Raw genomic sequence first — 24,582 nt, 5'->3', positions numbered from 1 at the left:
CACCACGCTAACGGGCCAGTCCGGCGACCGCCTCGACCGCGGCGTCGACCTGCTCGGGTGTCGTGACGATGCTGGCGCCGAACCGCACGTACGGCTCGGGGTACGGCGTCACGGTGGCGACGATGCGCTGGTCACGCAGGCGATCGACGACCTCGGACGGGTCCTGGCCGGCCACCTCGGCGCAGACCAGCCCGGCGGACAGCTCGGGGTCGTGTGGCGTGACCAGCCGGACGCCACCGATCTCGGCGAGGCCGTCCTTGAGCCTGGTCGCCAGCTCCCGGGTGCGGGTGGCGACCCGGTCCGGGCCGATGTCGCGATGGAACGCGAACGCCTCGGCGACGGCCCAGCGGTGCTCGAACGCCTGGTAGCCGCCGGGGGTGTTGCCGACGCCGAACGGGCTCGGCACGTCGCCGCCGGTGAGCCAGTTGACGAAGCTGGGCGCGGTGAACGACGGGATGATCGGCGCGACTCCGGCGCCGGTGGCCGCCGCCGCCCAGACGATGCCGGTGCCGCGCGGCCCGAAGAGCCACTTGTGGGTGCCCGACACGAACACGTCGCAGCCCAGGTCGCCGGGCATCGCCGCGTCGGCGCCCAGGCCGTGGACGGCGTCGAGCACCACGATCGCGCGGTCCTCCTCGGCCCGCCCGCGGTTGGCGTCTGCGACGGCGTCGGCGATCGCGCGCACCGGGAGCTTCACGCCGGTGCGCGAGTGCACCCACGTCAGCGCGACGACCCGGGTCTGCGGGCGGATCGCCGCGGCGACCCGGCCGGTCATCTCGTCTGCGCCGGCGGTGGCGGGGTCGTCGTAGAGCGGGACCTGCTCGACCTCGGCTCCGGTGCGGGCGGCGGTCAGGCGCAACGCCTCATGGGTGGCGTAGAAGTCGTGCGTGGTGGTGAGCACGTGGTCGCCGGGACTCAGCGCGAGCCCGTGGTAGACCAGGCCGAGGCCCATGGTCGTGCTGTCGGTCAGCGCCAGCTCGGCCGGGTTGACCCCGAGGTGGCCGGCCGCCGCGGCGCGTGCCTCCTCGTCGCGGGCGACCTCGCCGGCGACCGCCGCGGCGGGGTCGGCGTCGAGCGCCTCGCGCCACCGCTCGATCGCCGCCCGCACCGGCGCCGGGTGGCTGGCCAGCACGTAGGCGGCGAAATGGGCGAGCTCGGGGTCGAGGGCGAACTGAGCGCGGACGGCGTCCCAGTCGCCAGGGTCGAACTCGGGCGCCGCCCCGCTCTCGCCAGCCGGTTCGCCAGCCGGTTCGCCGGCCGGCTCGTCGGCCGGCTCGTCGCCCGACGAGCACCCGGCGAGCAGTGCCGGGCTGCCGGCGACCAGCAGCGCGCCGCCGGCCAGCACTGTCCTGCGGTTCACCTGCGTCTCCGCCATGGCGCGACGTTACTCGCCGGGCGGGACGCGCGGGAGGGGTCAGCGCTGGTAGCGCCCGACCAGCGTGCCGCGGGCGAGCATCGCCCGGTCGACGGCGCGGTACACGTCGCCGACGGAGGGACCGGCGGGCAGCTCGGGCGGCCCCGGCAGCGCGTACACGCGGAAGACGTACCGGTGCGGGCCGTGACCCGGCGGCGGCGCCGGGCCGCCCCACCCGTCCTCGCCGAAGCCGTTGGGCCACTCCCGCCCGCCGGTCGGGCGGCCGTGCACGGGCACGCCGGCACTGTGCGGGTCGATCCCGGTGACGAGCCAGTGCAGGAAGTGGCCGCTCGGCGCGTCCGGATCCTCGCAGAGCAACAGCAGCTCGGTCGCCTCCGGCGGGACGCCGACCCACTCCAGCGACGGCGACACGTTCTCACCGTCGTGCGCATGACGAGCGGGGATGAACGCCCCGTCCTCGAATCGGTGCTGCGCAGTTCGATCTCGGCCATGGGTCTCCCCTACCCGCACGGCTCCGCCCGACACTCGCCCGACCCTGTCAGTACCCCTACCTACTCTCGATCCATGCCCTCCAGCTCCCACGAAGGTCTCGTCGAGTTGTTCCGCCACCGGCCCACGTTGGCGGCGGAGCTGCTGGCCGAGCCCTTCGACGTCGAGCTGCCTCCATACGAGCAGATCCGCATCGAGTCTGGCGATCTCGGCGACCTGGTGCCGACGGAGTACCGGGCCGACCTCGTCATCGCGCTGCGCGACGACAACGACAAGGCCGTGCTCGCCATCGTGGTCGAAGCTCAGCTCGCGATCGACCGGGGCAAGGAGTGGAGCTGGCCGGTCTATCTCGCCACTCTGCGGGCCCGGCTCAAGTGCCCGACCGTCCTGCTGGTGGTGTGCACCCATCCCTCTGTGGCCCGTTGGGGCATCACCCCGATCGCCATGGGACAGCCCGGCTGGGTGCTCACGCCGCTGGTGCTGAGTCCGGGCCTCGTGCCCACCATCACCGACCCCGACGAGGCCGCTCGCACCCCTGAGCTGACGATCCTCTCGGCCTTGGCGCACGGCGGCGGGCCGCACGGATCCGCCGTGCTCAAAGCACTGATCAGCGCCTTCGAGAAACTCGATGAGCCCTTCGCCACCCTGTATTCTGACGTTGTGCACAGGTCGCTGCCCCAGGCAGCGCGGCACCTGATGGAGGCCATCATGACCACCACGAGTTACGAGTACCAGAGCCCATTCGTTCGCCGCTTCGTCATGCAGGGTCGAGCCGAAGGCGAGGCCAGGGGCGAGGCCAGGGCTCTCCTCACCGTGCTCGCCGCTCGCGGCCTCGAGGTCAGCGAGAATGCCCGCGCTCGGATCGACGGCTGCGACGACGCCGATCAGCTCAACCTGTGGATCAGCCGGGCGGCGACCGCCGACTCCGTCGACGACGTCTTCGTCTGAGCCCGTTCGCGACACGTCGAGGGGCGCCGTCAGAGCAGGGCGGGAAGGCGGGCGGCCAGCAGCTCGAAGTCGTGGGCCGAGGTGTAGGCGTGCGCCGACAGGCGCAGGAAGGACCGCCCGCCGAACATCGCGACGTTGACCTCCGCCCGCGCGTCCCGGGCGATGCGCACCCGTAAGGCCTCCTCGGCCGCCTTGTCCTCGACGCGGACGAACGACGGCAGCTCGACCAGGCGCATGGTGGGCGCAGGGTCCGCCAGGTCCGGCACCGCGCCGCCGATCGCCTTCGCCACCAGTGCCGCCCCGTCCGCGACCAGGCCGGACACGGCCGACCGCACGGCCGGCCAGCCCAGCTCGTCGAGCACCGACAGCGACGACGGCGCCGCCAGCCAGGGCACGTAGTCGGCGGTCGCCTGCCAGTCGAAGCGGCCGGGGAGGTCGGCGTGCTCGGACCACGAGACGACCGGCGGCATCGTCGCCGCCCGCCACTCCCGGGCGACGACCAGACCGGCGCTCCCTCGCGGCGCGCACGACCACTTGTGCAGGTTGCCGGTCCAGAAGTCCGCACCGGCCGGGACGGGTGAGTCGAGCAGGCCGGGTCCGTGCGCCCCGTCGACGATCACCGGCACGCCCGCGGCCCGGCAGGCCGCCACCAGCCGGTCCACCGGGAACACCGTCGCCGTCGACGAGGTGATCTGGTCGACCAGCGCCACCGCCACCCCACGAGGAGCCGACACCGCCGACGACACCGCGGCGACCACCTCGTCCGCCGACGCCGACAGCACGACCGGCACCTCCACGACCGTCGCGCCGCGGAGCCGGGCGAACCGCTCCGCCGCGAACCGGACGGCGCCGTAGCAGTGGTCGGTCACGAGGATCCGGTCCCCCGGCCGCAGCGGCACCGTCTCCAGCGCCACCGTCACGCCGGTGCTCGCGTTCGGGACCAGCGCGAACCCGTCCTCGTCGGCGCCGAGCGACCGGGCCAGCGACGAGCGAGCAGCCGCCACCCGTTCGGGCAGCGAACGGAACCAGGCCGGCGGGTTCGCCTCGCCCTCCGCCCGCAGCCGGGCCGCCAGCTCCTGCACCCGGCGGGGCACCGCGCCCCACGAGCCGTGGTTGAGGTGGAGCACGTCCGGGTCGAGGGTCCAGAGGTCGGGCCGGGGCTGCCACGCGGAGGTCACTGCCACATCCTCGGGCATACTGACCCGATGCGCGTGGCCCTGCACTCCGTGTTGCGACCAGGGACGGAGCTCGACTACGACCGCGAGCACGAGCGGATCCCGGCCGACCTGGTCGCGTCGTTCGCCCGGGTCGGGATCCACGAGTGGACCATCTGGCGGGCCGGCGACCGCCTGTTCCACCTGGTCGAGTGCGACGACTTCGACGCGGCCATGCGCGGCCTCGACGGCGACCCGGCGAACGAGCGCTGGCAGGCGAGCATCAACCGCTTCGTCGACCACTTCATCGCCGACGGGAACAGCGACGACGGCGACGGCTCGCCCGCCGCGTTGCCCGAGGTGTGGGACCTCACCCGCCAGAAGCGCACCGCCACGACCTGACCACGGTCAGGGCTCGGTGAAGGCCGCCAGCACGGTGTCCTGGACGTCGGTGAGATGCAGGCGCATCGCCGCCTCCGCCCGCGCGGGATCGGCCGCGGCCACCGCCGCGTGGAGATCGACGTGCTGGCGGGCGCAGGCGACGGAGGCGTCGGCCGACGGCGAGTCGCGCCGGCGCAGGATCCAGGCGAGGTCGACGGCGTCCTCGACGAGCAGGCCTAGCCGGGCGTTGCCGGCGAGGTCGGCCATGAGGAGATGGAACTCGCGGTCGAGCTCCCAGAAGCCCTCGTGGTCGTCGCTCTCGGCGCGGGCGACCGATCGGCGGGCGAGGTCCTCGAGGCCGGCCAGCTCGGGCACGGACAGCGCACGCTCCGCGACCAGCCGCGCGGCCTCGCACTCGACGGCGATGCGCACCTCGTAGGACTCGCGCAGCGCGCCACGTGACGGCACGACGACCCGGCTGCCGCGCCGCGGGTCGGGCTCGATGAGGCCGATGTGGGTCAGCCGGAGCAGCGCCTCGCGGACCGGCGTCTTGCTCACCGACAGCTGGGCCGACAGCGCCGCCTCGGTGACCGGCGCGCCCGGCGCCAGGTCGCGGCCGATGATCGCGGCGCGGATCGAGGTGTACACGATGTCGGTGACGCTCTCGCGCCGGTGCTCCAGCGGACTCAGCGTGCCGTCGCTCAAACGCCCTCCCGGTTCGCCGCGGTGTCGGCCACATCGTAGATGATCTCGCCCTCAACTGAGCCCGAGCGCACCCGATATATGAGATATCGAACCCCAAATTTGGGCGGCGGATCACGGCTGCACGGCCGGCTCGCCGCTCCCCGCGGCCTGGGCGTCGTGGCTGTCGAGGATGGACTCGAGCACGGTGGCCAGGTGCTCGCGCATGAGCTGCGCGGCGCGCGTGGCTGCGCGGTCGGCGATGGCGGAGACGATGGCCACGTGCTGCCGTCCGCACAGTTCCGAGGTGTCGGGAACGGGCAGGTCACGGGCTCGCAGGGCGGCCACGAGGTCGATCGACTCGGACACCAGGGTGGCCAGCCGCTCGTTGCCCGAGCACCGGGCGATGGTGCGGTGCAGGCCGGGGTTGACCCGCCGGAACTGGGTGCCGTCGTGGTCGACCGCCGCGGCCAGCGACTCCTGCGCGAGCCGCTGCATGGTGGCGAGATCGGTGTCGGTGCGGCGCTCGCCGGCCAGCCGCACCGCCTGGGCCTCGAGAGCGGCCCTGACCTGGTAACCCTCGATGAGGAGCCGGCGCGACGGCGCCACCACGCGCACCCCCCGCGACTCCGCGGGCTCGACCAGGCCGACGTGCGCGAGCTTGACCAGCGCCTCGCGCACGGGCGTCTTGCTGACGCCCAGCCCGGAGGAGATCTGGTTCTCGGTGATGCGGGCGCCGGGCGCGATGCGCCGCGACACGATCGCCTCGCGGACGTTCTCGTAGACCTTGTCGGTGAGCGTCTGGGCATCCAGGACGATCGGCTCGAACAACGTCGTCATCCTCCTCGGTCGCGCCGCCGGAGCGCACCAGTGTAGGCAGCGGGTCCGCACGGCCCTGATCTTCGTCGCTCAGACTAGCACTTGACCGCATCCGGTACCCCATATACGGTCGGTCACCACGCGACGACCGAATCCCCTTGGAGGTGTCCACGGTGGTGGCGAGGGCACAGACGACGCCGGCCGCAGGCGTCCTCGGAGACGCCGCGCCGAACGACCCGCTCGCGGCCGCGCCACTGCTGCGCGTGCGCGGCCTCACGGTGCGCATTCCGGCACCGGACACCACGCTCGCACCGGTGACGGACCTCTCCTTCGATCTCGCCCCGGGCGAGATCCTCGGCCTGGTCGGCGAGAGCGGCTCGGGCAAGTCGCTGAGCTCGCTCGCTCTGACCGGCCTCGGCCCGGCCACGGCCCGCATCAGCGGCTCGGTCGAGTTCCGCGGCCGCGACCTGCTGTCGCTGCCGAGGCACGAGCTCCAGGCGGTGCGCGGCAGCGACATCGGCTACGTGTTCCAGGACCCGCAGGCCGCACTGAACCCGCTGATGACCTGCGGCCGGCAGATCGTCGAGGCCATCCGCCGGCACCGCGCCACCCCGAAGGCGGCCGCCCACCGGCGCGCCGTCGAGCTGCTCGACGCCGTCGGCATCCGGCAGGCGCGGGAAGTCGCCGGGAAGTACCCGCACGAGCTCTCCGGCGGCATGCGCCAGCGCGTGATGATCGCGATCGCACTGTCCTGCGACCCCAGCGTCATCGTCGCCGACGAACCCACGACGGCGCTGGACGTCATCGTCGAGGCGCAGGTGGTCGGCCTGCTCCAGCGCCTGCGCGAGCAGACCGGCGCGGCCATCCTGTTCATCAGCCACGACCTGGACCTGGTGGCGGGGCTGGCCGACCGGATCCTGGTGATGTACGGCGGCCGGGCCATGGAGGCCGCACCCGGCCGCGACCTCGTCCGCGCCCCCCGCCATCCCTACACCCAGGGCCTGATCGGCTCGGTGCCGGACCTCTTCGGCCCGCGGCTGGAGCGCTTCGGCGGCATCGACGGCGTTCCGCCCAACCCGGCACAGCTGCCGCCGGGCTGCCCGTTCGCGCCGCGCTGCGTCCACGCCACGGGTGAGTGCGACGTCATGCCGGCCCGCGACGAGGTGACCCCGCTGCACAGCGTCGCCTGCTGGCACCACGCCGGCCTCGCGGCCCGGCCGCCGGCCCCGGCACTGGCGCGGGGGGACGATGACCTTCCGGCTGCCGAGCCGACGAGGTCCGCAGGCGCCGACGAGGCGGTGCCGCACCTCGAGGTCAGCGGCCTCGAGGTCCGCTTCGGCGGCGGCCGGCGACTCACCCGGCGGGTCGCGGGGACGGTGGCGGTCGACGGCGTCGGCTTCCGGCTCGCGCGCGGCGAGGTCCTCGGCGTCGTCGGCGAGTCCGGTTCGGGCAAGACCTCGCTGGCCCGGGCCGTCACGGGCCTCGTCTCGCCGTCGGCCGGCACCATCCGGTACGACGGCGCACAGATCTACCCGCCGGAGCGCGGACGCTACCGCCCGCCGCGCTCGGTCCAGATGGTGTTCCAGGACCCGTACGCCTCGCTGAACCCGCGGATGCGGGTGTCGGACCTGGTGGCGGAGTCGTTCGACATCCGCGAGCCCGGTCTCGCGGCGGCGGTGCGCGACGAGCGCGTCGTCGGACTGCTCGACCGCGTAGGCATCGACCCGCGATTCCGCGACCGCTACCCGCACCAGTTCTCCGGCGGCCAGCGCCAGCGCATCGCCATCGCGCGGGCGCTGGCGGCGCAGCCGGACCTGCTCGTGTGCGACGAGGCGGTGTCGTCTTTGGACGTCTCGATCCGCGCGCAGGTGCTCAACGTCCTGCTCGCCGAGCGCGAGCGCACCGGGCTGTCGATCCTCTTCATCGCGCACGACCTCAGCGTGGTCCGGCACCTCGCCGACACCGTCATCGTCATGAACCAGGGCTCGATCGTCGAGGCCGGCCCGGCCGACGACCTCATCTTCGCCCCTCGCGAGCCGTACACGCGCGACCTCGTCGCCGCGTCCGCTCACTCAGCCTAGGGAGACTCCCATGTCCAGATCGGTCATCGCCCTCGCCGGCGCCGCGCTGGCGCTCGCCCTCACGGCCTGCGTCGCCGACTCCGCCGACTCCGGCGGAACCGCGCCCGACGGCGGCTGCGGCGACGGCACCACGCTGCGGGTGAACCTGCCGGAGGAGCCGTCGAGCCTCGACGGCAACTACGACACCCTGGTGATCTCGGCCCAGATCAACCAGAACCTCTACGACGGCCTGTTCCTGTTCGACGACGACCTGCAGGTGCAGCCGAACCTCGCCACCGGCTACGAGCAGGTCGACGACGTCACCTACGAGATCGCGCTGCGCGAGGACGTGACGTTCCACGACGGCAGCCCGTTCACCTCCGCCGACGTCGTCAACACGCTCCAGCGCATCGCCGACGACGCGGACCTCGCCTCGAAGCAGCGCACATATGTCAACAACGTCGCGTCGGTCGAGGCGGACGGCGACCACGCCGTCGTGTTCACGCTCGCCGCGCCCGACGCCAGCTTCATCAGGACCCTCGCGTCGGTGCTGTTCATCACGCCGAAGTCGGTCATCGACGACGTCGGCGCGGCCGAGTTCGCGGCGTCGCCGGTGGGCACCGGCCCGTTCGAGTTCGTCGAGTGGGTCAAGGGCGACCACCTGACCATGCAGGCCAACTGCGACTACTGGCAGGGCGCGCCGAAGGTGAGCCGGATCGAGTGGCGGTTCATCAGCGAGCCGGCCACCGCCGTGGCGGCGCTGCAGAGCGGCGAGCTCGACCTCGCCCCGTTCGTCAACGAGGACCTGGCCGCCCAGTTCGAGAACAGCGCGGACTTCGAGGTCGCCGAGGTCTCCGGCATCCGGAACATGTTCGTCTCGATCAACACGCTCGAGGGCCCGATGTCCGACGTGCGGGTGCGGCAGGCGCTGAACTACGCCATCGACAAGGAGGGCATCACCGAGGACCTGCTCGGCGGCGCCGGCATCCCCGGCGGCCAGCCCGCCAACCCGGCGGTCTTCGGGTTCAACGAGGACGTCGAGGCGTACCCGCACGACCCGGACCGGGCCCGGCAGCTGCTGGCCGACGCCGGCTACGCCGACGGCCTGGAGCTGGTGTTCTACAACCACCGTCCCGCGCAGGAGCTGGTGTGGCAGGCGATCGGCGAGCAGCTCGAGGCCGTCGGCGTCTCCGTCGAGCTGCGCACCGACGAGAACTACTTCACCGGGCCGTTCCTGGAGGGCGAGATGCCGCCCAACGGCATGCTCATCCAGGGCTGCTCGAACCAGCTGCTCGACGCCGACTACTGCCTCGGCCTGGCCTACGACTCGGAACGGCGCGGCCTCTACTACAACACGCCGGCCACCGACGACCTGATCCACGCGGCCCGGGCGGAGTCCGACGAGACCGCACGGCAGGCGATCTACGACGAGCTCATGCTGCTGCTGCACGACGAGGCGCCGGTGCTCTACCTGTACGCGAACATCGATCTGTACGCGATGACCTCGGACCTGAACTTCACCCCACGCAGTGACCAGAAGATCTGGCTCTGGGACGTGGACAAGGGCTGAGGACCGCATGACCCGCATCGCGACCCGCCTGTGGCACACGCTGTTCGTGCTGCTCGGGCTCACCGTGGTCACCTTCGGACTGCTCAATCTGGCCGGCGATCCGGCGGCGGTGCTCGCGTCGCCGGACGCCACGCCGGAGGAGATCGACGAGTTCCGGCGCGAGCAGGGGTTCGACCGGCCGCTGGTCGAGCAGTACCTCAGCTGGCTCTGGCGTGCCGTGCAGGGCGACCTCGGCTACTCCTACCGGCACGGCGGCCCCGCGCTGCAGGTCGTGCTGGAGAGCCTGCCCGCGACGGTCGTCCTGGTGCTCAGCTCACTGCTCGTGGCGCTGCTGATCGCCGTGCCCATCGGCATCCTCGCGGCGCTGCGACGCGGCTCGCGGCTGGACCGGTTCGTGATCTCGCTGTCGGTGTTCACGCAGTCGCTGCCGACGTTCCTGCTCGGCATCGTGATGATCCTCGTCTTCGCCGTCACGCTGCGGTGGCTGCCGTCCTCGGGCGGCGGCGACGTGCGCTACCTGGTGATGCCGGCGATCGCGCTGGCCGCGCACCAGATCGGCACCTACGCCCGGATCCTGCGCTCGAGCATGGTCGATGTCCTCGACTCCGAGTTCGTGCGGACGGCGCGGGCGAAGGGCCTGAGCGAGTGGGCCGTCGTCGTCGTGCACGCGCTGAAGAACGCCTCGCTGCCGTTCATCACCGTCGTCGGCCTGCAGGTGGGCGAACTGTTCGGCGGCACCGTCATCGTCGAGACGGTCTTCTCCTATCCCGGCGTCAACCGGCAGGCGGTGCAATCGATCATGGGGCAGGACATGCCCGTCGTCCTGGCCTACATCCTGGTCGTCGGCGTGCTGGTGTCGCTCACCAACCTGCTGGTCGAGGCGCTGTACGGCGTCCTCGACGCACGGACGAAGGAGCGCGCATGACCGCGGTCATGGTGCCGGCCGAGCGCCTCCCCCGGCGCCGGCGGCCGATCGGGCTCTACCTGTCCGTCGCCGGGCTCACCGCGATCGTGCTGGTGGCGGTCTTCGCCCCGGCGCTGGCGCCGCACAGCCCGACGGCGCAGTCGCTCGAGAACCGGCTGCTGCCGCCGGTGTTCCTCGACGGCGGCAGCTGGACGCACCCGCTGGGCACCGACGAGGTCGGCCGCGACCTGCTGAGCCGCATCGTCTACGGCGCGCGCGTGTCGATCCTCGTCGGTGTGCTCGCCGTCGCTGTGCGCATGGTCGTCGGCGTGACGATCGGCCTGGTCGCCGGCTACTACGGCGGCCCGGTCCGCACCTTCTTCCTGCGCCTCGGCGACATCCAGATGGCGCTGCCGAGCCTCATCCTGGCACTGGGCATCATCGCCGCCATCGGCCCCGGCTTCACCAACGTCGTGCTGGTGCTCGGCATCACGGGCTGGATTCTCTACGCCCGGCTCGTGGTCAGCCAGGTGGTGCTGATCCGCGGCCTCGACTACGTGAACAGCGCCCAGCTGCTGGGGGCGAGCAACCGCCGCGTCATCTGGCGGCACGTGCTGCCCAACGTCATGCCGACGGTGATCGTCTACGCCAGCCTCGACGTCGGGATGATGATGTACACCGAGGCGTCGCTGTCGTTCATCGGGCTGGGGGTCCAGCCGCCGACGCCGTCGTGGGGCGGCATGACGTCGTCCGGCCAGGCGCTGCTCGCCACCCACTGGTGGGTCTCCACACTCCCGGGTGCCGCGCTGCTGGTGACCCTGATCCTGATCAACATCCTCGGTGAGCAGGTCCGCGACCGGCTCGACCCGAAGCTCAAGGTCCGCTGAACAACGACGAGTGGGGTTGACGCATGTTCATTCTCAAGAACGGCCGGTTAGTCGTGGGCGACGGGCGCACGCCGGCGTTCACCGGGTCCCTGGTCATCGACGGCGACCGCATCGCCGCCGCGGGGCCCGACGACTACACCGGCGGCCTGGACGACACCGTCGTCGACCTCGGCGGGCGGCTGGTGCTCCCGGGCGCCCTCGACTGCCACGCGCACGCCGTCGCGCCCGGGCCGCGGTTCGCCAGCGGCACGCCGGGGGTGTCGCTGCCCGAGGTGATGGGCAACCTGCGCCGGCACCTGAGCCAGGGGCACACCACCGTCGTCGACCTCGACGGCTTCAAGCTTCCCGCCGAGACCACGCAGGTCACCGGGCAGCCGGTGCGGGTCGCGAGCAGCACCGTCCACTTCGAGCCGATGTTCCAGGCCGCCGACGCCGCCGACGGGAGCGGGCTGACGGCGGCGCACCGCGACATGACGGCCGCCGCGATGGCCGACGCGGGCGCCGTCGTCATCGGCGAGGTCGGCGCCGGCATGACGCTGGGCGGCGGCGGGCAGGACTACCTGTACATCCCGGCCGCCGTCGAGAAGGCGACCGGCACCCGGCTCACCCCGGCCCAGTCGAAGGCGCTCAAGTACGCGGTGCTCGGGCGGCACATCCGGCCGGGCGCGCCGGACACCGGGGCGGTGCGGCGGCTGCTGACGGAGTACGGCCTCGCGGAGCGGCTGCCGGTGGCCGACGCCGTCGCGCTGATCGAGGACTCCGTGCTGCCCTCGTTCCAGACCGCGCTCGACGGGCTCGTGCGCTCGGCCGACCTCGCCGTCGACCTCGGCATCCCCACGCTGGTGCACAACTCGGCCCCGTCGGACGAGGCGGCCCGGACCGCGGCGAAGGTGGCCGGGCCGCTGTTCATCGGCGGGCACACCAACCACGGCACCTTCAGCGCCGACGAGGCCGTGGCGAGCGCGCGGTACATCCGCGAGCAGGGCGGGCACGTCGAGCTGGACACCTTCGACGCGTGGGGACGACGCGAGCTGCACGCGGCGCCGGAGCACCTGATCGCGCTGGTCCAGGAGGGACTGGTCGACGTCATCGCCACCGACTACGCCTCCGGCCACTGGGACGGCGTCTTCTCGGCGGTCGAGGCTATCGTGGGCGTCGGACTGGCCTCGCTCGAGGCGGCCGTCGCCATGGTGTCCGGCAACGTCGCCCGGGCACTGCCCCGGCTGGGCGACCGCGGGCTGCTGCGCCCGGGCCGGCTGGCCGACGTGGTGGTGACGTCGCCGCGGCACCCGTCGGACATCGAGCTGGTGATCGTCGGCGGCGAGGTGGTCCTCGCCGCCGAGGGCTCCGGCCTTCGGGAGCCGGCCCGATGATGACGGCGACGGCCACGGCCACGGCCACGGCGGAGCTGACCGGGCGGGTGCACGCGCTCGCCGCCGAGTGCCCGCCGGCCGCCCTCGACCACGCCGCGCGCTGCGTCCTGGACCACCTGGGCTGCGCGCTGGCCGGGCACGGGCTGTCGTACGCCCGCCCGCACTTCGCCGCGATGGCGGCGCTCGGGACGGACCCGGAGGCCACCTGCGCCGACGGCGTGCGGCGGCCCGCGTTCGTGGCCGCCTACCTGAACGCGGCGTCGGCCAACGCGCTGGACTACGACGACACGCTGCAAGGACATCCCGGCGCCCCGATCATCGCGGCCGCGCTGGCCGCCGCCGAGCGGGCCGGAGCCGACGTCGGGACCCTGCTGACCGCCGTGGTGGCGGGCTACGAGGCGCACTGGCTGCTCAGCCGGGCCGGCGCTCCATCGCCCGAGCGTGCGGCCCACGTGCGCGGGGTGGCGGCGTGGGACGCGATGTCGGCCGGGGTCGCCGCAGCGGTGGCCGGCGGCGCCGATCGCGACCGGCTGGACCGCGTCGTCGGCCTGGCCGCCACCCAGTCGCTCGTCCCCTTCGTCGGCCAGTGGTACCGGCGGCCGATGCCGACGGTGAAGAACAACCACGGGTGGGTCGCCGCGGCCGGACTGCTGGCGGCCGACCTGGAACGGGCCGGCGCCGGCGGGCTGACGGCGCCGCTCGACGGGCCCGAGGGGTTCTGGGCGATGGCCGGCTCGGACCGGTGGGACTGGGCGGGAGTCGACGCGGACGGCGGGCCGGCGATCCTGCGCGCCGGGTTCAAGCGCTACCCCGCCTGCTGGCGCCTGCAGCAGTACCTGACCGTGGCGGACGCGCTGCTGCGCGACGGTGCCGGGCGCGAACCCACCCACATCGAGGTGAGCGGGCCCGCGGGCCTGCGCAAGTTCGCCGAGCCGCACGTCCGCGGACCCGCCGACGTGGCGTTCAGCCTGCCCACCCTGGTCGCATTGCTGGTCCTGGGCGTCGAACCCGGCCCCGCGTGGGTCGCCGACCGGGCGGTCGCCGGCACTCGGGCCGTCCTGGGCCGGGTCGAGGTCCGGCTCGCCCACGAGCGCGCCGTCGCCGTCACGTTCGCCGACGGGCACCGCGTCGTCGCGGTCGTCCCCGAGGACGACTACGCCCGCCCGCGCGACTGGGGCCTGGACGAGGAGGAGGCCGAGGCCAAGTTCGCCCGGCTCGCCGCGCCCGTCGTCGGCGCCGCCGCGGCCGAGGGCCTGCGCGCCGCGCTGCTCGACCCCGAGCCCGGCCGGCCGGTCCGGTCCGTCACCGAGCACCTGTGGAGATGAGCACGATCGCGGGCCTCGTCCGTGAGGCCGGCGCAGTCGCAGAGAGAGGGAACCGATCCATGAAGGTCATCGTCGTCGGAGCCGGCGTGCTCGGCGCGTCCGCGGCCTACCAGCTCGCCAAGCGCGGCTGCGAGGTGGAGGTGTTCGACCGCGGGGCGCCGGGGACCGAGGCCAGCGCAGCGAGCCTGGCCTGGCTGAACTCCTGCAGCAAGGAGCTGCGCCCGTACCACGACCTCAACGTGATCTCGATGGCCGAGCACCGCGCGGTAGCCCGGGAGCTCGGCACGGAGGACTGGCTGCACGCCAGCGGGAACATCGAGGTCGCGGGCGACGACACCGCGGCGGCCAAGCTGCGGGCCAAGCTCGACCGGCTGCACGGCTACGGCTACGCGGCGATCGAGCTGGACCCGGCCGACCTGCCCCGCTACGACCCCGTGATCCGGGTGCACGACGACTACCGCCTCGCCGCCTACTACCCGGCCGAGAGCTGGGCCGACCTGCCGCTGCTCATCCACGAGCTGCTGCGGGCGGCCACCGCGCGCGGCGCCGTCGTGCGCCCGCACACCCCAGTGGAGCGGCTGCTGGTCGAGTCCGGCGCCGTGACGGGCGTGGTCCTCGACGACGGCGCCCGGGTGCGCGCCGACGTCGTCCTGGTCGCCGCCGGCAGCCGCATCGGCCCGCTGATGAGCGAGGTCGGCGTCACGGTCTCGACCTCCGGCGCCCCCGGCGTCACCGTCGTCACCTCCCCCGGCACGTCCGCCCTCTCGGTGCTGCTGCACCTGCCGGGCCTCACGGTCCGCCCCGACACCGGCGGCCGGATCGCCGTCCGGTCCTCCCGCGGCGACGGCGCCGTCGACACCGAGTCGTGGACCCTGCCGGACGAGGCCCTGACCGACCTGCTGCGGCGGGCGGCCCACGCCGTCGCCGACGTCGACCCCGCCGGCACCCGCGGCGAGCGGGTGAGCATCGCCGTCCGCCCGTACCCGTTCGACGGGCTGCCCGTGGTCGGTCCCTGGGACGGCGTGCCCGGGCTCTACGTGATGACCATGCACAGCGGCGCCACGCTGAGCGCCGTCACGGCCCGGCTGGCCGCCGAAGAGATCGTCTCCGGCACCGCGCCGGCGCTGCTCACCGGGTTCCGGCCGGAACGGGTCATCGCTGCGGGCGAGAAGAGCGCCCACGTCTTCGACCCGCACGCCGTCGAGAGCGAGGTCTGACGCTCAGGTCCGCGCCGTCCCCACCGGCGTGAGCGTGACCCCGTTGGGCGGGACGCCGTCCTGCTCGACGCCGTCGTCGTCCTGGTAGCGCCAGCTGAACCGCAGCCCGCGCGCCAGGGCGATGTCGGGGCCGTCCATGAGCTGGAAGTGCAGGTGCGGCTCGGACGAGTTGCCCGAGTTGCCGCACTCGGCCACCTGCTCGCCGGCGGCGATCCGGTCGCCTGCCGCCACCCGGACCGAGCCGCGGCGGGCGTGCGCGAGCACCGCGTGCACCCCGTCGCCGAGGTCGAGCACCACGTGGTTGCCGAGCAGGTGGCGCGGCCGGCCGAGCGAGCGGACGAACCCCTCGAGCAGCAGGTACAGCAGTCCGGGCAGCGAGGTGCGCGTGAGGTGGTCGCGGTGCCCGTCGCGGACGGCGACCACCCGCGCGTCCGCCGGCGCGAGCAACGGCGCGCCGAACGCCGGGTACGCCGCCGGCCGGCGGGCGATCGGCCACACCCAGACCGGGTCCGGCGCCGGCCGCGAGACCAGGTCGATGGCGTAGGTCTGCGCGAGCGCGTGGGTGTGGCTGGGCACCTTCGTCGCGGGGCTGTTGTGCGCGGTCCAGGACCCGGTCAGCGGCAGCCCGACGGCGACGGCGTCCGGCTCGCCCTCGCGCGGCGGGCGCTGCGCCTGCGTCGTCACGAACCGCGCCACGAGCCCGAACAGCAGCAGCCCCACTCCGGCGTACCAGAGCGGCCCGATGCCCCAGCGGTTGACGAGGACGGCGACCGCGCCCGCGGCGAACGCGGGCCCATGGACCAGGGTCAGGAAGCGCATACCTCGAACGTAACCAGCCCTCGAGCTGCTCATTCATGAATCGGTGAATGATCCGGCATGACGGATGTCAGGCGGCCTCCGAGGCGAGCGGCGCGATGCGGACCAGCTCGGTCCGGGCGGCCGACTGGTACATGGCGGTCGCGGTGGCGACGACCGAGCGGCCGTAGGCGCCGTCGACGGCCGGGGGGCGCTGGGACCGGCAGGCGTCCACGAAGTCGGCGAGCTGGTCGCGGAACGCGGCCTCGATGTCGTCGTCCTCGGGCCGCACGACCAGCGTGCCGTCGCCGGAACCGGAACCGGCGCGGAAGACCGACAGGCCGGTGTCCCGCGAGAGCCGAAGGGCGCCGTCGTCGCCGACGATCTCGGTCTGGTCGTGGAACGGCAGGCCGGTGCCGGTGACGGAGATGGCGGCGGCCAGGCCGTTCGCCAGCTCGAGCAGCCCGACCGCCTCGGTCTCGACGGCCACCCCCGGCTTCGACGAGACCCGGGCGACGACGCGTTCGGCGGGGGCGCCGCCGAGCCAGTGGATCTTGTCGATGCTGTGCGCGCCGACGTTCATGAGGATCCCGCCGCCGGCCAGCTCCGGGTCGAAGAACCAGCCGGGCCGCGCGTCGGGCGCGTAGTGCGCGGTGCGCCGCTCGGCGATGACGGCCGGCCGGCCGATGTCCCCCGCGCCCAGCAGCCGACGGGCTTCGCGAACGGTCGGCAGGTGGTGCAGCACGTGCCCGACGCCGAGCTGGACCCGGTGCTCGCGGCAGGCCGCGATCATCAGCTCGCAGTCGGCCACCGTCGTCGCCATCGGCTTCTCGACCAGCACGTGGACGCCCGCTGCGGCGGCGTCCACGGTGATGGGGGCGTGCAGCGCGTGCGGCGCGGTGACGATCACGCCGTCGGGCCGGACGGCGTCGAGCATGCGGTGGTGGTCGGCGAACCACGCCGTGTCGTGCCGGGCGGCCAGCTCCCGCGCCGCGTCGGCGCGGACGTCGCAGACGCCGGCGACGGTCACGCCGGGCAGCGCGGCCGCGGCCGCCGCATGGGTCTCGGCGATGCTGCCGGCGCCGACGATGCCGAGCCGGAACGGCCGGCCACCTGGTGTGCTGTTCACGGAGCGGGTTCCTCGTGCTTCCTGTCGATGCGAATGGACGACGGCGGCAGCCGCGGCTCAGCCCTTGAGCCCGGACGACACCACGCCGCGGATGAAGTAGCGCTGTGCGGCGACGAAGATGATCAGCATCGGCACCAGGCTGAGCAGGGCCGCCGCGGCCACGATCTGCTCGTTGCCCATGTACTGGCCCTGCAGGCTGATCACGCCGATGGGCAGGGTGAACTTCTCCTCGCTGGTCAGGTAAATGGTCGGCTCCAGCACCGCACCCCACGACGCCATGAACGTGAAGACTCCGAGGGTCGCCAGCTGTGGACGAACCAGCGGCAGCTGGGTGCGCCAGAACGCCCGCCACGGGTTGGCGCCGTCGACGGTGGCGGCCTCCAGCAGCTCGCGCGGGATGGTGAGGAACGCCTGGCGCATGAGGAAGATCCCGAACGCCGTGCCCAGCGAGTACGGCAGGATCAGCGGCGCGTGCGTGTCCAGCCAGCCGAGCTGCCGGTACAGCACGAAGCTCGGCACGATGGTGATGACCGTCGGCAGCGCCATGGTGCCCAGCGCCACCGCGAGCAGCGCCTGCCGCCCGGGCAGCCGCAGCCGGGCCAGCGCGAAGCCGACCATCGAGCTGGTCAGCAGGCAGCCGACGACGGACAGCCCAGCCACCACGAAGCTGTTCATGGCGAAGCGCCAGAACAGTGGCTCGCGCTGCAGCACCTCGCCGTAGTTGGCCCACTCGACGGGGTTCGGCAGCCACTGCGGCGGCACGGAGATGTACTGCTCGAACGTCTTCAGCGAGTTGGCGACGGTGACCAGGAACGGCACCGCCATGACCGCCGCGCCGAGCAGCAGGAACAGGACGGGCACGACCTTGCGGCGAGACTCAGTCATAGTGCACCCACCGTCGTTGCAGCCACAGCTGCGCCAGGGTCAGCAGCAGGATCAGCAGGCACAGCACCCACGCGATCGCCGACGCGTAGCCCATGTGGAAGAACTGGAAGCCCTGCCGGAACAGGTAGAGGACGGTCAGCTCGCTGGCGCCGTTCGGGCCGCCCTCGGTCATGACGTAGACCTGCTCGAACGCCTGCAGGGTGGTGATCGTGCTGAGGATGACCACCAGGAATGTGGTCCCCGAGACGCCCGGCATCGTCACGTGCCGCAGCCGCTGCCAGCCGTTGGCGCCGTCGACCTGCGCGGCCTCGTAGCGCTCCGGCGGGATCGCCTGCAGCCCGGCCAGGAAGATCACCATCATGTAGCCGACGCCCTTCCACACCGCGACCGCGGCCAGGGTGGGGATGACGAGCGCGGAGTCCTGCAGCCACTTCTGCGCCGGCAGCCCGAACACGTCGAGGATCGCGTTGGCCGCGCCGAACGTCGGGTTGAACAGCGAGTCGGCGACGAACGCGACCACCACCCACGACGAGATGACGGGGATGAAGTAGAGCGCCCGGATGAAGCCCATGCCGCGCAGCGTCCGGTTCAGCGCCACCGCCAGCAGCAGCGCCAGCACCGTCTGCGCCGGCACGTACAGGATCGCGAAGTAGGCCGTGTGCCCGAGCGAGGCCCAGAACGCGTCGTCGTGCAGCAGCCGCTCGAAGTTCTCCAGCCCGATGAACGACGGCGAGCGCACCAGGTCGTAGTCGGTCAGCGCCAGGTAGAGCGACGCCGCGATCGGCCAGGCCAGCAGCGCGACGATGTGCAGCAGGTACGGCGAGGCGAACAGCAGGCCCCAACCGAAGTCGTGCCGGCGTCGCCGCCGCGCGGAGCCGGCCCGCCGTGGCGACGGTGGCGACGGCGCGCGGTCCTCACGCCGTCCCGGCCGCACGTCGAGGTCGACGGGGGTCATGGCCGTCACCTAGCCCGCCGCGTCGAAGCGGTCGATCGCCTCCTGGGCCCGTTCCTGGGCCGCGCGGACGCCGTCGTCGACGGACACCTCGTGGGTGAGGATCCGGGTGAACTCCTCGTTGATCGCGGTGGTGTACTCCTCCCAGACGGGGTTGACGCCCAGGTCCGACGCCTCGGCGAGTGCGTCGACGAAGACCTCCCGGTTGGCGGGGTTGCCGTCCTTCTCGAGGAACTCCGGCGACGCGGCCAGCCCGGCGTCGATCGGGATCGCCTCGTTGCCCTGCAGCAGCTGAACCTGGACGTCGGCGCTGCTGTACCACTGGATCCACTCCCAGGCGGCGTCCGCCTGCTCGTCGTCCGCCTCGGCGTTGACGACCCACGAGTTGACGATGCCCACCTCACCGCGCGAACCGCCCGGGCCCGTCGGCAGCGGCGCGACGTCGAAGTCGATGCCGGCGGCGTTGGCCGGGTTGGAGCGGGCGTAGATGCCGAAGATCATGGCGACCTTGCCCTGGGGGAACAGGTTGTGCGGGCCGCCCAGCGCCTCGGTCATGGTCGGGTCGGGCGCGAACGCGGAGCCGTAGATGGCGTCGTCCATCCACTCCAGCGCGGCCTTGGTGGCGTCGTCGTCGACGGCGACGGTGCTGTTGCCGTCCGTGACGACCTCGCTGCCGAACGCCCGGCTGATGACCCACCAGCTCTCGGTGAAGCCGCTGGAGAACGCCCGGAAGCCCCACTGGTCGGCCTGGCCGTCGCCGTTGGTGTCCTTCGTCAGCTCCTTCGCGGCGGCCGCGAGGTCGTCGTAGGTCCAGTCCTCCGTCGGGTACTCGACGCCGGCCTCGTCGAACATCGCCTTGTTGTAGTAGAGCGCCGGCGTCTGCGCGCCCTGCGGGAAGCCGTAGAGCCTGCCGTCGGGGTCGCGGACGAGGTCGAGGCCGAGCGTGGCGGCCTCGAGCTCCTCGTCGACGCGGTCGGTGAGGTCGGCGAGCGCGCCGCGGGCGGCGTACTGCGGCACGAACACGCCGTCGGACAGCCACACGTCGGGCGCGTCGCCGCCGGCCACCTGCGTGCTCAGCCGCTGGAAGAACTCCGCGTACGGCGCCACCTCCAGCTCGACCTGCACGCCGGTCTCCTCCTCGAAGGCCGCGACGTGCTCCTCGAGCTGCTTCTCGAAGTCGCTGCCGGACGCGGCGTAGGCGCCGAGCCGCAGGGTCGTGGCGCCGCCGGTGGTGCCGTCGCCGCTGTCCGGTCCGGAGCAGGCGGTCAGGCCGGCGGCCATGACGCCCGCGGTGCAGAGCACCAGCAGGCGGGTGGTCCTGGTCATGGGAATCCTCCAGAGATGTGGGGTGGGTCAGCCGGTCGCGACGGCGTCGGCCGCGGCCGGCGACGACGCGGCCCGGGCGCCGCACGACTCACGGACGGTCAGGGTCGGCTGGAGCTGGATCTGGATCGGCGGTGCGGCCGGGCCGTCGGCGATCCGGCGCAGCAGGGCCGCCGCGGCCAGCCGGCCGATCTCGGTCTTCGGCGGGTTCACGGCGGTGAGCGGGATCTCGGCGACGTCGGCGACCTCGTCGTCGTGGCTGATCACGGCGACGTCCGCCGGCACCGTCAGGCCCGCCGCCCGCAGGTGCCCGAGCAGCGCGGCGGCCTCGCGGTCGCCGTGGGCCAGCACGCCGTCGATCCGGTTCTCGGCGCAGGCGCGGGCGTACGCGGCGAGGTCGCCGGCCGCCCACGTCGCGCGCCGCACGACCGCGCCGGGGACCGCCTCGAGCCCGAGGTCGGCGACGGCGGCGGCGAAGCCCTCGGCGACGGCCTCGCTCGTGGCGGTGCGGACCGGGCCGAGGTGCCCGAGGCGCGTCCGCCCGAGCGACGCCAGGTGCCGCACGGCCGCGTACGCGCCGCCCAGGATGTTGGAGCAGACGTACTCGGTGGCGTCGTCGGGCGCGGGGGCGGCCAGCCGCCGTTCCATCAGCACGACCGGCACGCCGAGGCCGCGCAGCTCGGCCAGGTAGGCGGCCGGGTCGGCCACCTCGAACAGCGTCGGCACCACGAGCAGGCCGTCGACGCCGGCCTCGACCAGCCGCCGGGCCTCGGCCAGCTCCAGCTCGGGGTCGTAGTCGGAGCAGGCCAGCATCATCCGCAGGTCGGCGGCGGCGAGCTCGCGGCCGGCGCCGTCGATGACCGGCGGGTAGTAGTACGCGCTGCTGGGCACCACGACGCCGACCCGGCCGATGCGGGCCCGCGCGCTCCCGTCCAGGAAGCGCCCGGTGGAGCGGCCGGGCCCGGGCACGGCCTCGACGAACGTGCCCGACCCCTGCCGCCGGCGGACCAGGCCCTCGTCGACCAGCACCGCGATGGCCCGGCGCACGGTGTTGACCCCGACGTCGTAGGTGGTCGCGAGCTCGGGCTCGGTGGGCAGCCGCGCGCCGAGCGCCCACCGGCCGTCGGTGATGCCGCGTCGCAGCCGGGCCGCGAGCTCCCTGGACTTGGCGCCGCGGGGCACCATGCCCAGTCCGCCGTGCTCGTTCATGCTCACTCCGCGTAGTAGGGCACCCGGACGACCTGGCCGCCGGGCGTGAGGAACCGGAACCAGCCCGACGGGGTCGCCGGCAGGGCTGACGACGGCGCGACCGTGGCCGGGCCGTGGAACTGGATCCGCCCATCGCCGTGGATCCGCAGCATGCGCTGGGTCCCGGCCTTGAGCTGCAGGTACGTCCCCGACGTGCCGTTGGGCGCGTCGATGAAGATGCCCTGCGCCGCGGTGCCGGCCGTGCCGAGGCTGATCGACACCGCCGCGGCGTCGCCGTCGGACCCGTCCGACTGGCCGACGTGCGCGATCTTGATCGTCCCGGTGTCCAGCTCGCGGCCGCTGACCTGCATGGCCGAGAACGCCGGGTTGTCCGAGGTGACGTTGAGCGCCGAGTTCCGGCCCGTGGTCGCCTTGCAGACGCAGGACAGCGCGTGCGTGTCGGCCGTCGCGCCGGGCTTCTGGTAGAACGAGCCGCCCTGGCCGTCGGCGTTGACCCGCAGCCCGATCTCGTCCGGCCCGGAGTCGATGACCTGCGCCTCCGCCCGGGCGGGGGTGGCGGTGCCGACGACGGTGACCGCCGCGGCGGCGCCGGCGGCCGCGATCAGTCCGCGGCGGCTCCGCCCGGTCGTGGTGGTGTCGGTCGGTTCCATGACGTTCCTCCTCGTCGAGGTGATCAGGGCTGGGCGACGGTCATCGCCAGGTCGCCGCCGTGGTCGACGGTCAGCTCGACCCGGCCGGTGGTCGCCGTGAACGGCACCGGTTCTCCGTCGAGGCGCACCTCGGTGACCCGGCCGGCGCCGGTGCCGAGGGTCAGGTCGGTGGTGCGGGCGACGTCGACCCGGCCGGTGATGACGCCGTCGTCGAAGCTCAGCACCAGGTCGACCGGACGGTTCGCCAGCAGCAGCGGGGTCCGGCCCGCGAACAGCTGCCGGCCCTGTTCGACCAGGTAGGACCGCGGCGCGTCGATCCCGGAGACGACGGCGTGGGTGGCGTCGGTGCGCACGCCGGCCAGCCGGACCGGCCGGTCGCCGGGCGCGGTGACGACGACGTCGTCGCGGCCGGGCAGGGCGATGGTCGTGGCGCGGGCGGCGCCCTCGGTGACGTGCCCGATCGACGGGGCCGCCTCGGCGTCGGTGCGCGGGTACAGGACCGCCGTGTAGCCGGTGTCCTCGGCCTGCGTCTGGGCGCGCAGGTAGGCGTGGCGCCTGCAGCTGCCGGGGTCGTAGTTCATCGGGCCGGTGGCCTCGGCGACGGTCAGCGGCGCGCCCGCCGTGATGTCGACGACCAGCTCGACCGCCTCGCCGGCCTCGTTGCGCGTGCGCCACACGGCCGACCCGGCGCCGTCCTGCGTGAGCGTGCCCGTGGCCAGGTCGCCGAAGTGCAGCCGCCAGTCGTAGGCGTGCGGCTCGTCCGCGGCGAGGTCGTCGAGCACCACCACGTACTCGTCGCCGACCGTCATCGTGCGCCGGGTGATGTCCGTGCCGCTGGCGCCGTAGGTCATCCGCGTGCGCAGGTAGTCGAGGCCGGCGGTGTCGACGACGCGGTCGAACCGGGCCGGGTCCGTGGCCTCGACGTACGACGACACCTGCCGCGGGCCGGCGCCGTCGACCAGCACCAGGTTGTGCGCGTCGGCCGAGCGCACCCAGTAGTGCTCCGAGCCCGGGCAGTTGCGCCCGTCGCCGGGGTCGACGGCGAGGTAAGCACCCTTCGCGAACAGCGAGAACGCGGTCTGGTCCGGCTGCTCGTGCGCCGACAGCGACGGCACGTGCTCGGCGTTCTGGAACACGTAGAGGTCGTCCGGGCCCCAGCCGCCCCGGAGCATGCCATAGCCGGCGTCCTCGAGCACGCGGGTCGGGCTGCCCGCGGGCGGCGCGGCCGTCACCTCGAGGTCGGGCCGGTAGAACGCCAGCGCGTACCACTGGTCGCCGGCCGGCGTCGGGCGGCCGAGCACCGGGTCCTCCTGGCGCTGCCAGGCCCAGGTCAGCCACGGCTTCTCCGGGTACTGCCCGGCCACCCAGTGGCCGAACCCGCCGCTGTACGCGGCCGGCTTCCAGCCCGTGTCGACGGTGGGCGGGTCGCCGTCGGGCATGATCATCAGCGCCTCGCTCTCGAACACCCCCGCCACGACGGGGTCGGCGAACGCGTCGCGGCCGGTCGCCCGCTGCTCGGCCACGAAGAACGGGATCAGCAGCCGGAAGCTGTCCTGGTAGTAGGCCTGCCCCTCCTTGTAGACCCCGTCGGGCGAGATCATCTGGTGCAGGTACTGCGTGACGTCGCGGCCGGTGTCGCCGAACAGGTCGTCCCAGGCGTACGCGGCCCAGGCGTCGCCCTCGTCGGTGCCGGCCAGCACGTGGCCGACGATGCCCAGGCCGGCGACGTTGCGCAGCCGGTAGTTGATGATGTTGCGGATCGCCTCGGCGCCTCCGTAGGGCGGGGCGACCTGCGAGTCGTGGATCAGCCGGCCGCCGCGCAGCAGGTCCTGGCGGATGACCTCCTCGTCGGCCGCCGAGAGCACGCCGCTGCCCGAGATCCAGTCCCAGCTGAGCGCCGTCTGCGCCAGCATCTGCGGCCAGCGCCAGCCGTAGTCGCCCCAGATCGGCTTCGCGCACGGCGCGGCGGTCACGTCCGGATGCCACTGCGGCGCCGTGCCGACACCGAGGTGGATCTCGCGCGCCTTCCGCGCATACGTGACGTCCTCGGTGACCAGATAGGCGAACGCGAGATCGGCGATGTCATAACGCAGGTCGCGTTCACAGGTCTGCGCCACGACCTTCGTCAGTGCGAGGTCCGCACGCCGCTCGATCTCCGTCCACCACACCAGGCCGGGGCCGGACTCCGTCTTCGCCCGGATGGCCGGGAGGTCCTCGGGACCGAACAGCACCGAGGGCCCGGCCGGGCCGGCCGCCGTCGAAGCGGTCGCCGTCGTCGCCGCCGTTGTCACAGCCGTCGCGGCTGGTCCTGGGGCCGGAGCGGAGGCCGCCCCTCCCGCCGTCCACCCGGCGAGCATGGTCATCACCAGCGCGGAGCCGGCGGCCAGCACCGCCGCGCGTCTCCGTCCTTCCCGCAGTCCGAGATGCATGGTGCGCCCTTCCGAAGTCCGTGATGG

At 73.4% G+C, this 24,582-nt stretch carries 22 protein-coding genes; 9 read left to right on the top strand and 13 right to left on the bottom strand.

Translation table 11 applies throughout. From position 1 onward, the window contains the following. Positions 1 to 7: 7 nt before the first annotated feature. Positions 8 to 1,375: an aminotransferase class V-fold PLP-dependent enzyme gene (locus HD601_RS15795; protein WP_184823364.1), complete on the bottom strand. Its 1,368-nt coding sequence runs from the start codon at positions 1,373 to 1,375 to the stop codon at positions 8 to 10. 39 nt (positions 1,376 to 1,414) lie between these two features. Continuing rightward, entirely contained in the window at positions 1,415 to 1,786 is a 372-nt protein-coding gene (locus HD601_RS15790; protein ID WP_221441024.1) for a YbhB/YbcL family Raf kinase inhibitor-like protein, read from the bottom strand. Positions 1,787 to 1,804: 18 nt separating this feature from the next. Between HD601_RS15790 and HD601_RS15785 the strand changes: the two genes are divergently transcribed. Beyond that, a complete protein-coding gene (locus HD601_RS15785) occupies positions 1,805 to 2,812 on the top strand; it encodes a hypothetical protein (RefSeq protein ID WP_221441023.1) in 1,008 nt (335 codons plus the stop codon). 29 nt (positions 2,813 to 2,841) lie between these two features. Here HD601_RS15785 and HD601_RS15780 read toward each other — a convergent pair whose 3' ends face one another. Next, positions 2,842 to 3,990, bottom strand: coding sequence for an aminotransferase class V-fold PLP-dependent enzyme (locus HD601_RS15780; RefSeq protein WP_221441022.1), 1,149 nt, complete (start codon positions 3,988 to 3,990; stop codon positions 2,842 to 2,844). A 27-nt stretch (positions 3,991 to 4,017) separates the two neighbouring features. On the opposite strand from HD601_RS15780, the gene HD601_RS15775 reads away from it, so the two are divergent. Continuing rightward, a complete protein-coding gene (locus tag HD601_RS15775) occupies positions 4,018 to 4,368 on the top strand; it encodes an L-rhamnose mutarotase (protein WP_184823358.1) in 351 nt (116 codons plus the stop codon). A gap of 6 nt (positions 4,369 to 4,374) precedes the next feature. Here the strand turns inward: HD601_RS15775 and HD601_RS15770 are convergent, their stop codons facing one another. Together HD601_RS15770 and HD601_RS15765 are read right to left on the bottom strand one after the other, a co-directional pair. Beyond that, positions 4,375 to 5,052 carry a GntR family transcriptional regulator gene (locus tag HD601_RS15770; protein ID WP_184823356.1) on the bottom strand — a complete coding sequence of 226 codons (678 nt, stop codon included), beginning with the start codon at positions 5,050 to 5,052 and terminating at the stop codon, positions 4,375 to 4,377. Positions 5,053 to 5,163: 111 nt separating this feature from the next. Further along, complete coding sequence (locus HD601_RS15765) at positions 5,164 to 5,868, bottom strand: GntR family transcriptional regulator (RefSeq protein WP_184823355.1); 705 nt, start codon at positions 5,866 to 5,868, stop codon at positions 5,164 to 5,166. A 152-nt stretch (positions 5,869 to 6,020) separates the two neighbouring features. On the opposite strand from HD601_RS15765, the gene HD601_RS15760 reads away from it, so the two are divergent. The 7 genes from HD601_RS15760 to HD601_RS15730 are packed head-to-tail and all read left to right on the top strand — an operon-like array spanning position 6,021 to position 15,183. Continuing rightward, positions 6,021 to 7,928, top strand: coding sequence for a dipeptide ABC transporter ATP-binding protein (locus tag HD601_RS15760; protein WP_184823353.1), 1,908 nt, complete (start codon positions 6,021 to 6,023; stop codon positions 7,926 to 7,928). Positions 7,929 to 7,938: 10 nt separating this feature from the next. Next, positions 7,939 to 9,477 carry an ABC transporter substrate-binding protein gene (locus HD601_RS15755; protein WP_184823350.1) on the top strand — a complete coding sequence of 513 codons (1,539 nt, stop codon included), beginning with the start codon at positions 7,939 to 7,941 and terminating at the stop codon, positions 9,475 to 9,477. Positions 9,478 to 9,484: 7 nt separating this feature from the next. After that, a complete protein-coding gene (locus tag HD601_RS15750; RefSeq protein ID WP_184823348.1) occupies positions 9,485 to 10,402 on the top strand; it encodes an ABC transporter permease in 918 nt (305 codons plus the stop codon). After that, entirely contained in the window at positions 10,399 to 11,268 is an 870-nt protein-coding gene (locus HD601_RS15745) for an ABC transporter permease (protein ID WP_184823346.1), read from the top strand. Before HD601_RS15750 ends, HD601_RS15745 begins: the two co-directional genes overlap by 4 nt. A 23-nt stretch (positions 11,269 to 11,291) precedes the next feature. Beyond that, a complete protein-coding gene (locus tag HD601_RS15740) occupies positions 11,292 to 12,641 on the top strand; it encodes an amidohydrolase family protein (protein ID WP_184823344.1) in 1,350 nt (449 codons plus the stop codon). Beyond that, entirely contained in the window at positions 12,638 to 13,966 is a 1,329-nt protein-coding gene (locus HD601_RS15735) for an MmgE/PrpD family protein (protein ID WP_184823341.1), read from the top strand. The genes HD601_RS15740 and HD601_RS15735 overlap by 4 nt, the downstream gene beginning before the upstream one ends. Positions 13,967 to 14,025: 59 nt before the next feature. Continuing rightward, on the top strand, positions 14,026 to 15,183 hold the full coding sequence (locus HD601_RS15730) for an NAD(P)/FAD-dependent oxidoreductase (RefSeq protein WP_184823339.1): 1,158 nt from the start codon (positions 14,026 to 14,028) through the stop codon (positions 15,181 to 15,183). Between the two features lie 3 nt (positions 15,184 to 15,186). On the opposite strand, the gene HD601_RS15725 is transcribed toward HD601_RS15730, so the two are convergent. From HD601_RS15725 to HD601_RS34840, 8 genes are all read right to left on the bottom strand, one after another. Continuing rightward, complete coding sequence (locus tag HD601_RS15725) at positions 15,187 to 16,002, bottom strand: M23 family metallopeptidase (RefSeq protein WP_184823337.1); 816 nt, start codon at positions 16,000 to 16,002, stop codon at positions 15,187 to 15,189. A gap of 67 nt (positions 16,003 to 16,069) precedes the next feature. After that, positions 16,070 to 17,107 (bottom strand): Gfo/Idh/MocA family oxidoreductase, encoded by a 1,038-nt coding sequence (locus HD601_RS35770; protein WP_184823335.1) that lies wholly within the window; start codon positions 17,105 to 17,107, stop codon positions 16,070 to 16,072. A gap of 57 nt (positions 17,108 to 17,164) precedes the next feature. Continuing rightward, on the bottom strand, positions 17,165 to 17,992 hold the full coding sequence (locus tag HD601_RS15715) for a carbohydrate ABC transporter permease (RefSeq protein ID WP_184823333.1): 828 nt from the start codon (positions 17,990 to 17,992) through the stop codon (positions 17,165 to 17,167). After that, positions 17,985 to 18,947: a carbohydrate ABC transporter permease gene (locus HD601_RS15710; RefSeq protein ID WP_184823331.1), complete on the bottom strand. Its 963-nt coding sequence runs from the start codon at positions 18,945 to 18,947 to the stop codon at positions 17,985 to 17,987. Before HD601_RS15710 ends, HD601_RS15715 begins: the two co-directional genes overlap by 8 nt. Positions 18,948 to 18,956: 9 nt before the next feature. Beyond that, positions 18,957 to 20,270: an ABC transporter substrate-binding protein gene (locus HD601_RS15705; RefSeq protein WP_184823329.1), complete on the bottom strand. Its 1,314-nt coding sequence runs from the start codon at positions 20,268 to 20,270 to the stop codon at positions 18,957 to 18,959. 27 nt (positions 20,271 to 20,297) lie between these two features. Further along, a complete protein-coding gene (locus HD601_RS15700; RefSeq protein ID WP_184823327.1) occupies positions 20,298 to 21,476 on the bottom strand; it encodes a GntR family transcriptional regulator in 1,179 nt (392 codons plus the stop codon). Positions 21,477 to 21,478: 2 nt separating this feature from the next. Continuing rightward, positions 21,479 to 22,126, bottom strand: a complete 648-nt coding sequence (locus tag HD601_RS15695; RefSeq protein ID WP_184823325.1) for a hypothetical protein — start codon at positions 22,124 to 22,126, stop codon at positions 21,479 to 21,481. 23 nt (positions 22,127 to 22,149) lie between these two features. After that, positions 22,150 to 24,555: a heparinase II/III domain-containing protein gene (locus HD601_RS34840; RefSeq protein ID WP_184823324.1), complete on the bottom strand. Its 2,406-nt coding sequence runs from the start codon at positions 24,553 to 24,555 to the stop codon at positions 22,150 to 22,152. Positions 24,556 to 24,582 lie beyond the last annotated feature (27 nt).

The sequence above is a fragment of the Jiangella mangrovi genome (genome assembly GCF_014204975.1).
Classification (GTDB): domain Bacteria; phylum Actinomycetota; class Actinomycetes; order Jiangellales; family Jiangellaceae; genus Jiangella; species Jiangella mangrovi.
The sequence above is the reverse complement of the archived record's forward strand: the minus strand, read 5'-3'. Positions and strand labels throughout refer to the sequence as shown.

What these genes read in the sequence shown, in the direction of transcription:
- HD601_RS15795 (WP_184823364.1), bottom strand. Translation starts at nt 1,375, where the DNA reads ATGGCGGAGACGCAGGTGAACCGCAGGACAGTGCTGGCCGGCGGCGCG.
- HD601_RS15785 (WP_221441023.1), top strand. Translation starts at nt 1,805, where the DNA reads ATGACGAGCGGGGATGAACGCCCCGTCCTCGAATCGGTGCTGCGCAGT.
- HD601_RS15775 (WP_184823358.1), top strand. Translation starts at nt 4,018, where the DNA reads ATGCGCGTGGCCCTGCACTCCGTGTTGCGACCAGGGACGGAGCTCGAC.
- HD601_RS15765 (WP_184823355.1), bottom strand. Translation starts at nt 5,868, where the DNA reads ATGACGACGTTGTTCGAGCCGATCGTCCTGGATGCCCAGACGCTCACC.
- HD601_RS15755 (WP_184823350.1), top strand. Translation starts at nt 7,939, where the DNA reads ATGTCCAGATCGGTCATCGCCCTCGCCGGCGCCGCGCTGGCGCTCGCC.
- HD601_RS15750 (WP_184823348.1), top strand. Translation starts at nt 9,485, where the DNA reads ATGACCCGCATCGCGACCCGCCTGTGGCACACGCTGTTCGTGCTGCTC.
- HD601_RS15745 (WP_184823346.1), top strand. Translation starts at nt 10,399, where the DNA reads ATGACCGCGGTCATGGTGCCGGCCGAGCGCCTCCCCCGGCGCCGGCGG.
- HD601_RS15740 (WP_184823344.1), top strand. Translation starts at nt 11,292, where the DNA reads ATGTTCATTCTCAAGAACGGCCGGTTAGTCGTGGGCGACGGGCGCACG.
- HD601_RS15735 (WP_184823341.1), top strand. Translation starts at nt 12,638, where the DNA reads ATGATGACGGCGACGGCCACGGCCACGGCCACGGCGGAGCTGACCGGG.
- HD601_RS15730 (WP_184823339.1), top strand. Translation starts at nt 14,026, where the DNA reads ATGAAGGTCATCGTCGTCGGAGCCGGCGTGCTCGGCGCGTCCGCGGCC.
- HD601_RS15725 (WP_184823337.1), bottom strand. Translation starts at nt 16,002, where the DNA reads ATGCGCTTCCTGACCCTGGTCCATGGGCCCGCGTTCGCCGCGGGCGCG.
- HD601_RS15715 (WP_184823333.1), bottom strand. Translation starts at nt 17,992, where the DNA reads ATGACTGAGTCTCGCCGCAAGGTCGTGCCCGTCCTGTTCCTGCTGCTC.
- HD601_RS15710 (WP_184823331.1), bottom strand. Translation starts at nt 18,947, where the DNA reads ATGACCCCCGTCGACCTCGACGTGCGGCCGGGACGGCGTGAGGACCGC.
- HD601_RS15705 (WP_184823329.1), bottom strand. Translation starts at nt 20,270, where the DNA reads ATGACCAGGACCACCCGCCTGCTGGTGCTCTGCACCGCGGGCGTCATG.
- HD601_RS15700 (WP_184823327.1), bottom strand. Translation starts at nt 21,476, where the DNA reads ATGAACGAGCACGGCGGACTGGGCATGGTGCCCCGCGGCGCCAAGTCC.
- HD601_RS15695 (WP_184823325.1), bottom strand. Translation starts at nt 22,126, where the DNA reads ATGGAACCGACCGACACCACCACGACCGGGCGGAGCCGCCGCGGACTG.
- HD601_RS34840 (WP_184823324.1), bottom strand. Translation starts at nt 24,555, where the DNA reads ATGCATCTCGGACTGCGGGAAGGACGGAGACGCGCGGCGGTGCTGGCC.